The 11,457-nt window shown below is 73.5% G+C and carries 9 protein-coding genes and 1 pseudogene; 5 read left to right on the top strand and 5 right to left on the bottom strand.

Annotated elements, in window-relative coordinates:
* On the top strand, nt 1-727 hold a 727-nt coding region (locus BGM09_RS34725), incomplete at its 5' end, for an SbcC/MukB-like Walker B domain-containing protein (RefSeq protein WP_317453012.1).
* Here BGM09_RS34725 and BGM09_RS34720 read toward each other — a convergent pair.
* A complete protein-coding gene (locus BGM09_RS34720; protein ID WP_188285733.1) occupies nt 717-1,163 on the bottom strand; it encodes an Lrp/AsnC family transcriptional regulator in 447 nt (148 codons plus the stop codon). The genes BGM09_RS34725 and BGM09_RS34720 overlap by 11 nt on opposite strands.
* Before the next feature lie 94 nt (nt 1,164-1,257).
* On the opposite strand from BGM09_RS34720, the gene BGM09_RS34715 reads away from it, so the two are divergent.
* The gene (locus BGM09_RS34715) at nt 1,258-1,773 is read left to right on the top strand and encodes a rhodanese-like domain-containing protein (protein ID WP_188285732.1); all 516 of its coding nucleotides are present in this window, start codon (nt 1,258-1,260) and stop codon (nt 1,771-1,773) included.
* A gap of 43 nt (nt 1,774-1,816) precedes the next feature.
* On the opposite strand, the gene BGM09_RS34710 is transcribed toward BGM09_RS34715, so the two are convergent.
* From BGM09_RS34710 to BGM09_RS34700, 3 genes are all read right to left on the bottom strand, one after another.
* On the bottom strand, nt 1,817-2,341 hold the full coding sequence (locus tag BGM09_RS34710; RefSeq protein ID WP_188285731.1) for a GNAT family N-acetyltransferase: 525 nt from the start codon (nt 2,339-2,341) through the stop codon (nt 1,817-1,819).
* Nucleotides 2,342-2,544: 203 nt separating this feature from the next.
* A complete protein-coding gene (locus BGM09_RS34705; protein WP_188285730.1) occupies nt 2,545-4,233 on the bottom strand; it encodes a DUF885 domain-containing protein in 1,689 nt (562 codons plus the stop codon).
* A 154-nt stretch (nt 4,234-4,387) separates the two neighbouring features.
* On the bottom strand, nt 4,388-4,864 hold the full coding sequence (locus BGM09_RS34700) for an Lrp/AsnC family transcriptional regulator (protein ID WP_188285729.1): 477 nt from the start codon (nt 4,862-4,864) through the stop codon (nt 4,388-4,390).
* 59 nt (nt 4,865-4,923) lie between these two features.
* Here BGM09_RS34700 and BGM09_RS34695 point away from each other — a divergent pair, with 59 nt between their 5' ends.
* Entirely contained in the window at nt 4,924-6,099 is a 1,176-nt protein-coding gene (locus BGM09_RS34695) for a trans-sulfuration enzyme family protein (RefSeq protein WP_188285728.1), read from the top strand.
* A 355-nt stretch (nt 6,100-6,454) separates the two neighbouring features.
* Here BGM09_RS34695 and BGM09_RS34690 read toward each other — a convergent pair whose 3' ends face one another.
* Nucleotides 6,455-7,849 carry a GNAT family N-acetyltransferase gene (locus tag BGM09_RS34690; protein ID WP_188285727.1) on the bottom strand — a complete coding sequence of 465 codons (1,395 nt, stop codon included), beginning with the start codon at nt 7,847-7,849 and terminating at the stop codon, nt 6,455-6,457.
* Between the two features lie 256 nt (nt 7,850-8,105).
* Between BGM09_RS34690 and BGM09_RS34685 the strand changes: the two genes are divergently transcribed.
* Nucleotides 8,106-9,929 (top strand): HSP90 family protein, encoded by a 1,824-nt coding sequence (locus BGM09_RS34685; protein WP_188285726.1) that lies wholly within the window; start codon nt 8,106-8,108, stop codon nt 9,927-9,929.
* Nucleotides 9,930-9,978: 49 nt separating this feature from the next.
* Nucleotides 9,979-11,457: pseudogene (locus BGM09_RS34680) on the top strand (tetratricopeptide repeat protein); the annotation flags it as partial.

The raw sequence follows: 11,457 nt of genomic DNA, 5'->3' as shown, positions 1-11,457 counted from the left end.
CGTACTCACTGCCGCGACCGACCGGCTGCGCGCCGCTTCGGCCGCCGAGTCCGCCGCCGCGACCCGCCGCGTCGAACTCGACCGGCTGTCCGCGCAGGCCGCCGCCCTTACCAGGGAACTCGCCCCGGCCCGCGCCGAGTTCGACGCCATCGCCCGGCTCTCCGACCTCGCCTCCGCCACCACCGCGGAGAACCGCTACCGGATGGAACTGGAGACGTACGTGCTGGCCGCGCGGCTGGAACAGGTCGCCGCCGCCGCGGCCGTACGCCTCCAGCGCATGTCGTCGGGCCGCTACACCCTCGTGCACACCGACGCGCGTGGCGGCGGCCGGGCCAAGTCGGGCCTCGGCCTGATGGTGGTCGACGCCTGGACCGGCACTGAACGCGACACCGCGACGCTCTCCGGCGGCGAGACCTTCTTCGCGTCGCTGGCCCTCGCGCTCGGCCTCGCCGATGTCGTGACCGACGAGGCGGGCGGCGCCCGCCTCGACACCCTCTTCATCGACGAGGGCTTCGGCAGCCTCGACGACCAGACCCTCGACGACGTGCTCGACGTCCTCGACGGCCTGCGGGAACGCGACCGCGCGGTGGGCATCGTCAGCCATGTCGCCGACCTGCGGCACCGCATCCCGGCCCAACTGCGGGTCGTCAAGGGCAGGGACGGATCGAGCGTACGGATGCGGACCGGGGCGCCGGCCGCCGCCGGGAGCGGGCCGGTCAGAGCGTGAGGGGGCGCCGCTCCAGCGGCGAGGAGTAGACGATGCTGGTCGTGACCGCGCCGAGCCCGGCGATCCGCCCGGTGGTCTCCTCCAGATGCCGCATGGACCGCGCCGTGACCTTCAGCACGAAGCAGTCGTCCCCCGTCACATGGTGCGCCTCGAGCACCTCGGGCGTGGTCGCCAGCATGTCGTGGAACGGCCGGTAGTTGCCGGTCGGATAGCGCAGCCGGACCATCGCGAGGATCGGCAGCCCGATCCGGTCGTGGTCGATCACCGCCGAGTATCCGGTGATCACCCCGGCCTCTTCCAGGCGCCGGACCCGCTCGGTGACGGCGCTCGGCGACATCGAGACGGTACGGGCCAACTCCGCGTAACTGGCCCGGCCGTCGCGTTGCAGGGCCTCCAGCAGCCGCCAGTCGGTCGGGTCGAGGGAATAAGCGGTCATGCACGAGGGATAGCAGGGGAAAGCCCGGCCGATCAAGGCATTTGCGGGGGAAGCGCACTTCCGGCACGCCGGGCGCGACCGTAGATTCTGCGCCATGACACAGCGGACATCCCAGCTCAGCACACCTGCCACCGCCGTCGGCCCGGTCCTGCGGGTGCCACCGGCAACCCCCGCGGACGCCGCCTCGTACTTCGCCGCCTCCCTGGCCTTCCACACCGACGTGTCCGATGTCGCCGCGTCACTGGAGGCGGCCCGTGCCGCGGGCGGCGACCCCGGCTTCGTCGTGGTCGACTCCCGCTCCACCGAGTCCTGGGACCAGGGCCGCATCCCCGGCGCCGTCCACCTGCCGACCGCGCGCATCCCCGAACTCGCCGCCGAATTCCTCGACCGCGACGTCCCGGTCGTCGTCCACTGCTGGGGTCCCGGCTGCAACGGCGCCACCCGCGCCGCCCTCGCCCTGGCCGGCCTCGGCTACCAGGTCAAGGAGATGCTCGGCGGCATGGAGTACTGGATCCGCGAGGGCTTCGCGTACGAGACGGCCGACGGCCCCGCCCGGCGCGCGGCCGACCCCCTGACCGCGCCGGTCGGCGCCGACGACTGCGGCTGCTGACTTCGGCGTCGGTTTGTTCGGCTTGTTCGGCTTGTTCGGCCGTTCAGTCCGGCAGCGACGTCAGCTCGTACGCCCACAGCTCGCCGCGGTCCGCGACCCGCGCGAAGCCGACGCGTTCCAGAACGGCCTGCGACGGGCGGTTCGCCGGTTCCGTGGTGGCGAGCACCACCAGCACACCCGGCTGCGCGAGCGCCCACTGGCACAGCACCCGTGCCGCGTCCGTGGCCCAGCCCGCGCCCCGCCCCGACTCCGACAGGTCGTACCCGATCTCCACCGCGCCGCTGTCCGGCGGCCCGTGGAACCCGGCGCCGCCCAGCGCCACCAGGTCGTCACTGCGCTGTATCGCGAAGACGCCCCAGCCGGGCCGGTAGACGCCCGCCGCGGCGGCGGCCACCGTCATCGAGGCCGCCCCCACCGTGCCGTCCCCCGGCACACCGTCGACCCACACCAACCCGGCGGGCTTGCCGTCCGCCAACAGCGCCGCGTCCTGCGGAAGCTGCTCACGCAGGGTCAACCGGCCCTGTGTCAGCACCAGCCGTCCACCGTCATGGGAAGCGTGCAACGTCATCGAGCCGTACCGCCCTCTCCGAGCTGTCGTCCCGGCGTCGAACCGGAAGGCAGCAGCGTAACCGCCTCGCGCGGCGACCCCGTGCGGAGGGCCGCGCCGGGCTTTTTCGGGGGCGCTGGGAGGTGCCCCCAGCGCCCCTTCGGGGCACGGGCCCCCAGGGGCGAGACGGGGCTCGCGTACCCGGGAAAGGCCCCGACCGCAGGTCAGAGCGCCGAGATCTCCGCCACCAGGTCGTCGAGTCCCAGCGACCCGAGTGACAAGGCCGCCATGTGCCACGCCTTGGCGTCGAAGGCGTCTCCGTGCGCCGCGCGAGCGGTCTCGCGGCCGGTGAGCCAGGCACGCTCGCCGAGCTTGTAACCGATGGCCTGGCCGGGCATTCCGAGGTAGCGGATCAGCTCGCTGTCGACGAAGTCGGCGGGCCGGCCGCTGTGGAGGCCGAAGAACTCACGGGCCAGCTCGGGCGTCCAGCGCTCGCCCGGGTGGAAGGGCGAGTCGGCGGGGATGTCCAGTTCGAGGTGCATGCCGATGTCGACGATGACGCGGTTGGCACGCATCATCTGGGCGTCCAGGTACCCCAGGCGCCGCTCGGGGTCGGTGAGGAAGCCCAGCTCGTCCATGAGGCGCTCGGCGTACAGCGCCCAGCCCTCGGCGTTGGCGCTGACCATGCCGACGGTGGCCTGGTAGCGGGACAGGCTCTCGGCGACGTGCACCCACTGCGCGATCTGGAGGTGGTGGCCGGGCACACCCTCGTGGTACCAGGTGGAGACCAGGTCGAAGACCGGGAAACGGGTTTTGCCCATCGTCGGCAGCCACGTACGGCCGGGACGGCTGAAGTCCTCGGAAGGACCGGTGTAGTACGGGGCCGCCGCGCCGCCGGGGGGCGCGATCCGGGACTCGACGCGCTTGACGCGGTCGGCCAGCTCGAAGTGCGTACCGTCCAGCGCCTGGATCGCCTCGTCCATCAGGCCCTGGAGCCAGTCGCGTACCTCGTCCACACCCTCGATGGCGGTGCCGTGCTGGTCCAGGTGGGCGAGCACCTCCCAGGGGGACGTGTCGGGCAGGATCTTCGCGGCCTCGGCGACCATCTCGGCGTGGATGCGGTGGTATTCGGACCAGCCGTACGCGTACGCCTCGTCCAGGTCGAGGTCCGTACCGTTCCACAGCCGGCACCAGCGGGCGTAGCGCTCGCGGCCCACGGTGTCGGACGTGCCCTCGGCGGCGGGGGCGTACGTGTCGCGCAGCCAGTCGCGCAGGGCCGCGTAGGCGGCGGTGGTCTCGGCGGCGGCGGCGTCCAGCTCGGCGCGCAGCTCCTGCGGCCCCTCGGCGACGAGCCCGGCGAACCAGTTCTCCCCGCCGTCGTCGCCGATCCACTCACCGATCTGGCCGATGACCGTCGAGACCTGGCGCGGGCCCGCGTACAGCTTGCGGGACAGGCCCTCGGTGAGCGCGGCGCGGTAACTGTCGAGCGCGGCCGGGACGGCGCGCAGCCGGGCGGCGAGGTCGGCCCAGTCCGCCGCGGAGTCGGTCGGCATGAGGGTGAACGCGTCACGGACGCTGTGCGCGGGGGAGCTGAGGTTGCTCACCGCGCGCAGGTGCTCGTCGGCCGCGTGCACGGCGAGTTCCGCGCTCAGCCGCTCGCGCAGCAGCCGCGCGCACCGGCGCTCGGCGTCGCTCTCGCCACCGGGCCGCGCCTCCGCCTCGGTCAGCCGGTCCAGCGTGGCGCGGGCCAGCGCGGCCAGCGCGTCGGCGCCGGCCGGTGAGAAGTCCGGCAGGCGGCGGGCGCTGCCGGGGGCGCCGAGATAGGTGCCGAGGACCGGGTCGAGAGCGAGGAGATCGTCGACGTAGGTGTCGGCGACCTGGCGGGGCAGAGGGCTGCTGGTGATAGTGGACATGGCGCCATCCTGGTACGAGACCGGCCTCCGCGTCACCACCATTGCGCGCGTGGTGCCTTACGCCTGGCGCGTACGCCGCAGCTGGGGGCGTGTTCGCCGGACCTCGCGCCCCGCCGACAGCCCTGCCGGGCCCGTACGTTTCGGACCGTCCGGGTCATCGCGCGGGCGGCAGCAGCGGGCCGCACGCCCACTGCTGGAAGATCAGCCGTGTCTCCACCCGCGCGACCTCCCGCCGTGAGGTGAACTCGTCGATCACCAGCCGCTGGAGGTCGGTGGCACCGGTCACCGCGACATGCACCAGATAGTCGTCCGGCCCGGTGAGGTGGAACAGGGCGCGGGACTCCGGCAGCGCGCGTACGCGGTCCACGAACGGTGTGATCAACTCCCTGCGGTGCGGCCGTACCTGCACCAGAAGAAGCGCCTCCAGGCCGCGGCCCAGCTTGGCCGGGTCCAGCCGCAGCTCGTGCCCGAGGATCACGCCGCCGCGCCGCAGCCGGGCCACCCGGTCGAGGCAGGTCGACGGTGCCACGCCGACGGCCGCCGCGAGATCGCGGTACGTGGTCCGGGCATCGTTCTGGAGCAGCCGGAGAATCTCCAGATCCACCGGATCCAGCGCGACGGAATCAGACATCGGGCGAACGTAGCACGGGCCTTTTCCCATGGCGCCCGGCGAGCGTTCAGCCTGGGGCCATGGAGACGACAGCAGCAACGACACCGTCCCGGCCCCGCCTGACCCTGGCCACCGAGGCCGTGCACGCCGGGCGCGAAGACCTCGCGGCCCTCGGCGTGCACGCCGTGCCGCTCGACCTGTCCACCACCTACCCGTCGTACGACAGCCGCGCCGAGGCCCGGCGGATCGACGCCTTCGCCGCCACCGGTGAACAACTCGAAGGCCCGCCCGTCTACGCCCGGCTGGACAATCCCACCACCGCCCGCTTCGAGACCGCGCTGGCCCGGCTGGAGGGCACCGAGGCCGCTGTGGCCTTCGCCAGCGGGATGGCCGCGCTGACCGCCTGCCTGCTGGCGCGCGCCGCCGACGGGCTGCGCCATGTCGTCGCGGTCCGGCCGCTGTACGGATGCAGCGACCACCTGCTGACCGGCGGACTGCTCGGCACCGAGGTGACCTGGACCGACCCCGCGGGCATCGCGGACGCGATGCGGCCCGACACCGGTCTCGTCATCGTCGAGACGCCCGCCAACCCGACGCTCGCGGAGGTCGATCTGCGGGCCGTCGCCCACTCCTGCGGCACCGTGCCGCTACTGGTCGACAACACCTTCGCCACGCCCGTACTCCAGCGGCCCGCCGAATCCGGCGCCCGGATCGTGCTGCACAGCGCGACCAAGTACCTGGGCGGCCACGGCGACGTGCTCGGCGGCGCCGTGGCCTGCGACGAGGACTTCGCGCGGCGCCTGCGCAAGGTGCGGTTCGCCACCGGAGGCGTCCTGCACCCGCTCGCCGGCTACCTCCTGCTGCGCGGGCTCTCCACCCTTCCGGTACGGATGCGGGCGGCCTCCGCGACCGCCGCGGAACTGGCCCGGCGCCTCACCGCCGACCCCCGCGTCGGCGCCGTCCACTACCCGCGGATCGGCGGTGCCATGATCGCCTTCGAAGTCCTCGGCGACCCGCACGCCGTCATCGGCGCCGTCCGCCTCATCACCCCCGCCGTCAGCCTCGGCAGCGTCGACACCCTCATCCAGCATCCCGCCTCCATCAGCCACCGCATCGTCCCCGAGGCCGATCGCTCCCGCTCCGGCGTCAGCGAACGGCTGCTCCGCATGTCGGTCGGCCTCGAAGACGTCGACGACCTCTGGTCCGACCTGACGCTCGCCCTCGCCGCCACGGCCCCACGCCGCGTCGACGCCTGACCCCGCCTCCGCACGCCGCGCGGGCTGCCCTGACGCGGGGCCTTGCTCTCAGGTGCGCTGGCCCGCGGGCTGCGCTGACGCTGGACGGTAGGCCGATCTTTTCAGGGGCGCGGGGAACTGCGCGCTCAGCCAGCGCGGTGTCGCGGGTGAAGAACCGGCCCCAGCGGGGCAGTTGCTGTTGTTTTCGGGCCGCAGGCCCGGTGGGGGTTGAGCGCGCGGTTCCTCTCCCAGCTACCGCTGGGAGGTGCCCCCAGCGCCCCTGAACAGCAGGCCCTGCGCAATGGCAGCGCGCCTTCCCCGCGCCCCCTTTGGGGCTTGGGCCGAGGCGTGGGGTGCGCCTCCCCGGGGTGCGGGCTCAGGTGCGGTCCTGGGTGGTGTGCGGGAGGGGGGAGGGGCCGTCGACAGACGGCAGGGCGGCGGTGATGACGAGGGTGCCGTCCTCGACCTGGTAGTCGAGCGGAAGCGCGAGCTCACGCATGGCGGCGACCATGCCGGTGTTGGTCGACTGCGTGACGGCGTAAACGCTGTCACGCCCGGCCTCTACGGCCATGGCGACGAGCCTGCGCAGCACGGCCGCGCCGATGCCGCGCCGCTGCCAGCCGTCCTCGACGAGGAGGGCGACCTCGTTCTCGTCGCCGTCCCAGAGGAGGTGGCCGAGGGCGACCAGGCGGCCGGAGGCGGTCTCGACGGCGAGGGACTGGCCGAAGCGGGGGCTGAGCAGGTGGGCGAGGTAGCGGTCGGCGTCGCCGACGGGGCCGTGGTAGCGCCGGGCGAGGGTGCCGGGGGAGCAGCGCTCGTGCATCGCCAGGGCGGCTTCACGGTCCTCGGGCCCGGCGCGGCGGATCGTGATCTCGTTGCCCTCGGGGAGCGTCAGGACGTCCTTGGCGTCGGGCGTCCTGGCCCCGAGGCGCGCGCCGAGCCGCGCGTCGAGCTCCAGCAGGGCCCGCGCCCTGGCGAACTCGGTGGGCGTGAAGGGGAGATGGTCGCGCTGGACGGTGATCGTGCCGCCTGACGGGTCGCGCAGCCGCATCACGGTGCCGTCGAGCGCGTCCTCGGCGTGAGCGGGGGCGCCGGCGGGCGCGGGCGTCGAGCGGATGGTGCAGCGGCCGAACAACTGCCGCAGGGCGAGGGGCAGTTCCGCCGCGTCGAGCGCCGTACGGGTGGCCAGGGCGAGCATGCGGGTCGGGGTGTCCACCAGGTCGTGGGCGTCCGCCCGCTCCATCCATGTGTCGGTGCCGCCCGCGGCGGTGACGGCCTGGGCGAGCGCCGTCGCGGGCAGCGCCGCCGGGGCCCGCAGCAGGAACTCGTCCACCGTGCCGTCGGCCAGCGGGTGCGTCTGAAGGGTGACGATGTCGACCCGGCGGCCCGCGAGCGCCGTGCACACCGCGCCCAGGCTGCCGGGGGCGTCGCGTACGGTCGTCCGCAGCCGCCACAGCGTCGTCCCGCCGTCGGTACGGCCGCCCGCGCGCTCGGCATCCCGCTCGTCGGCGCGTACGTCCTCGCCCGTCTCCGGCGCGGCGGCCGGTGGCGCGTGGCCGCGCCCGCGTGCCCACCAGGTGTGGAAGCCCGCCACCGCGAGGAGCGCCGCCGCCGACATGACCAGCAGCACCCGGCCGTCGGGTCCGTGCCCCACCGTCTCGGCGATCAGGTCGGCGGTGGCCATCGCCGTGAACAGCGCGGCCACTTCGACGAGTTCGCGACGCCAGTGGTGCTGACGGGATCCGGGATGGGCAGGAGTCGACTGAGGCATACGTCTACCATGCCTAAGATGTGTTGCGTGATCACGAACGTTCCATGACCGGCCGGTAAAGGGCGGATCTTTTCGGTTAACTTACGTTTTCAACGTTTTTGCCGAATGCGCCCCTCTCGCGCCCGAGTGCGGCATCCATGGCCCCATGGTCAACGAGCCCCCGCGCCGCCTACGATGGCCCGACTTCACCCCGCCCGCGGACCACCCGAGCCGCCCTACCCGCGCCGAAGCAGCTACCCCCACCGGCGCAGCGACGATGACTGCAGAACAGACACCGCACACCTTCCAGGTCGATCTGCGTGGCCTGGTGGATCTCCTCTCCCACCACCTCTACTCCAGCCCGAAGGTCTATCTGCGGGAACTTCTGCAGAACGGCGTGGACGCGATCACCGCCCGCCGCGCGGAGGACCAGGACGCGCCCGCCCGCGTCCTTCTGCACACCGAACCCGGCGCGCTGCGCGTCGAGGACAGCGGAATCGGCCTCACCGAGGCCGACGTGCACAATCTGCTGGCCACCATCGGACGCAGCTCCAAGCGGGACGCGCTGGAGAGCGGCATCGCCTCCGCCCGCACCGAATTCCTCGGCCAGTTCGGCATCGGCCTGCTGGCCTGCTTCGTCGTCGCCGACACCATCCGCGTGGTCAGCCGCTCCGCCCGCACCCCGGACGCGCCGCCGGTCGAGTGGTCCGCGCGCGACGACGGCTCGTACACCGTACGCACGCTGCCGGACGACGCCAGGACCGAGCCCGGCACCACCGTGCACCTGACCGCGCGGCCCGGCGCCGCCGACTGGTTCACGCCCGAGCGGGTCACCGCCGTCACCCGCGACTTCGGCTCGCTGCTGCCGTACGACATCCGGGTGGACGACACGCCCGTCACCGACCGGCCGCCGGTCTGGGAGCGCCGCCACGCCAGTGCCGGGGCCCGCCGGGTGGAGTTGGCCAGGCACTGCCAGGAGCAGTTCGGCTTCCTGCCGCTGGACGCCATCGATCTCGACGTGCCGGTCGCCGGAGTGCGCGGCATCGCGTACGTCCTGCCCTCCGCCGTCAGCCCGGCCCAGCGCGCGGGCCACCGCGTGCACCTCAAGGGCATGCTGCTGACCGACCGCGCCGACGAACTCCTCCCGGACTGGGCCTTCTTCGTCCGCTGCGTCATCGACACCGACAGCCTGCGGCCGACCGCGTCCCGCGAACACCTCTACGCCGACGAGACACTCGCCGCCGTCCGCGACGCGCTGGGCGAGCGGATCAAGGAGTGGCTGACGACGCTGGCCGCGGGCGAGCCGGAACGCCTCGGACATTTCCTGTCCGTGCACCACCTCGGCGTGAAGACGCTCGCCCGGCACGACCCCGACCTGCTGCGGGTGATGCTGCCCTGGCTGCCGTTCGAGACCACCGACGGGCAGCAGTCGCTCGACGAATTCGCCCGTCGCCACCCGACCGTGCACTTCACCCGTACCGTCGAGGAATTCCGCCAGGTCGCCGCCATCGCCGCGGCCCAGGGCATGGGCGTGGTCAACGGCGGCTACACGTACGACGCCGACCTGGTCGGGATGCTGCCGCGGGTACGGCCGGGCACCCCGGTCGCGGAGTTGGACGCCGACACCGTCACCGCCCACCTCGACACCGTCGACCCGGCCGAGGAACTGGCCCTGTCGGGTTTCCTCGCCGTCGCCCGCGCCGCGCTCGACCCGCTGGGCTGCGATGTCGTCCTGCGGACGTTCCACCCGCTGACCGTCCCCGCGCTGCACCTCGACGACCGGTCGGCCCGGCACGAGCGCGCCCGGGAGGAGGAAGAGGAGCAGGCCGACGACCTGTGGGCGGGCATCCTCGGCTCGCTGCGCGGCAGCGCGCCCAGGGCCCGGCTGGTCCTCAACCACCTCAACCCGCTGGTGCGCAGGATCGGCGCGCTCGGCGCCCGCGACCTGGTGGCCAGCTCCGTCGAAGCGCTCTACGGGCAGGCGCTGTTGATGGCGCAGCGGCCGTTGCGGCCCGCCGACACCGCGCTGCTCAACCGGGCCTTCCTCGACCTGCTCCAGTGGGCCACCGACCACCCGGCCGGGCAGGAGGAGGGCCGATGAAGGCGACGTGTCCGACCGGGTCACGGCGCGGCGTCCCAGGGAGCCCACGATGACCGTTGAGCCCACGACCGCGGCGGATCTGCGCCGGGCCATCCAGGAGAACGCGGCGGAGCCGGAGGGCGCGGCCCGCAACGCCCGCGCCGAGCGCATCGCCGAGGAGGCCGACCGCAGCGGTGACCGGCCGCTGATCATCGAGGCGCTGTTCAACCTGCTCACGGCGTACAACTACAGCTCCGAGTCCGACAAGAGATTCGTGCCCTTCGCGAAGGCGCTGCGGATGTGGGACGAACAGCCGGGCGACTTCGACGAGTTCAGCGCCAAGAGCCTGCACTGGTACTTCAAGTGGGTCTCCAGCGGCATGCTCGACCAGCCGCACATCCCGCTGGCCGCCATCGAGAAGTGGCAGGCCGAGATGGAACACCGCTACCGGCTCGCCGGATACTCCGAACGCGCCGTACGGCAGGGCCAGTTCAGGATCGCCCGGCACATCGGCGACCTGCCGCGCGCCGAGGCCGCCTTCGCCGCGTGGCTGGCCGCCGACCGCGACGTGATGAGCGACTGCCACGCCTGCGAACTGCACGCCCAGGGCGGCTGGCAGGTGCGCCTCGGCGACGACGAGCGGGCGCTGGAGAGCTGGCAGCCGGTGCTTGCGGGCGAGTTGACGTGTGCGCACGAGCCGCACGGGGTGCTGGCCTCCTCTCTGCTGCCGCTGCTCAGGACCGGCAGCGCCGACCTGGCCCGCGCCAACCACCTGCGCGGCTACCGGATGGTCCGGTCGATGGAGAGCATGCGGTCCGCCGTCGCCCAGCACATCGAATTCTGCGCGCTGACCGGCAACGAGGCGCGCGGCCTGGAGATCCTGGCCGCACACCCCGCGCACTTCAGCACCGCGGGCGACCCCGACAGCCTCATGGACCACCACGCCGTCACCGCGCTGCTCACCGCCCGGCTCACCGCGCTCGGCCACGCCGACCGCCCGGTGCCCGGACCGGCGGGACGCGACTGGACCGCCGCCGACCTGCACACCCATGCCCGCACCCGCGCCCTGGAGTTGGCGCACAGCTTCGACGCGCGCAACGGCACCGAGGCCGTCTCCGCGGCGGTACGGGAACGGATGGCGCGGCAGCCGCTGGTCGACCGGCTGCCGCTGGGAATTCGCGCGGTACGGCTGACCGAGGCAGGCCCGTCACAGGCGCCGCCCGCGGCCACCGAACCGGCCGGAGCCGTATCTGCCGGAACCGAATCCGGCGCCGCCGACCTGCCGGAGATGGTCGCCGAGGCGCGGCGGCTCAGCGCCGGCGGGCACCCGCGGGCCCACCAGGCGTGGGCGGACGTGGCCGCCGCCGTGGAACGGACCGGCGCGGAAGTGGACGCCGTGGCGCGGGCGGAGATCACCGACAACGCCGCGATGGCCGCGATCGGCGAGCCCGTACGGTCCCGCGAGCTGTTCCTGCGCGCCGCGCGGCAGTTCGAGGACGCGCGGGAGCCGGGGGAGGCCGCGGCGAGCCGGGCCCGCGCCGCCTACGCG

This window comes from Streptomyces sp. CBMA29 (assembly GCF_014596445.1).
Taxonomy (GTDB): Bacteria; Actinomycetota; Actinomycetes; order Streptomycetales; family Streptomycetaceae; genus Actinacidiphila.
This window is presented reverse-complemented; position numbering and strand designations above follow the sequence as displayed.

Excerpts from the sequence above, each read along its gene's own strand:
- BGM09_RS34720 (WP_188285733.1), bottom strand. The coding sequence starts at position 1,163 with ATGACCGCTTATTCCCTCGACCCGACCGACTGGCGGCTGCTGGAGGCC.
- BGM09_RS34715 (WP_188285732.1), top strand. The coding sequence starts at position 1,258 with ATGACACAGCGGACATCCCAGCTCAGCACACCTGCCACCGCCGTCGGC.
- BGM09_RS34710 (WP_188285731.1), bottom strand. The coding sequence starts at position 2,341 with ATGACGTTGCACGCTTCCCATGACGGTGGACGGCTGGTGCTGACACAG.
- BGM09_RS34705 (WP_188285730.1), bottom strand. The coding sequence starts at position 4,233 with ATGTCCACTATCACCAGCAGCCCTCTGCCCCGCCAGGTCGCCGACACC.
- BGM09_RS34700 (WP_188285729.1), bottom strand. The coding sequence starts at position 4,864 with ATGTCTGATTCCGTCGCGCTGGATCCGGTGGATCTGGAGATTCTCCGG.
- BGM09_RS34695 (WP_188285728.1), top strand. The coding sequence starts at position 4,924 with ATGGAGACGACAGCAGCAACGACACCGTCCCGGCCCCGCCTGACCCTG.
- BGM09_RS34690 (WP_188285727.1), bottom strand. The coding sequence starts at position 7,849 with ATGCCTCAGTCGACTCCTGCCCATCCCGGATCCCGTCAGCACCACTGG.
- BGM09_RS34685 (WP_188285726.1), top strand. The coding sequence starts at position 8,106 with ATGACTGCAGAACAGACACCGCACACCTTCCAGGTCGATCTGCGTGGC.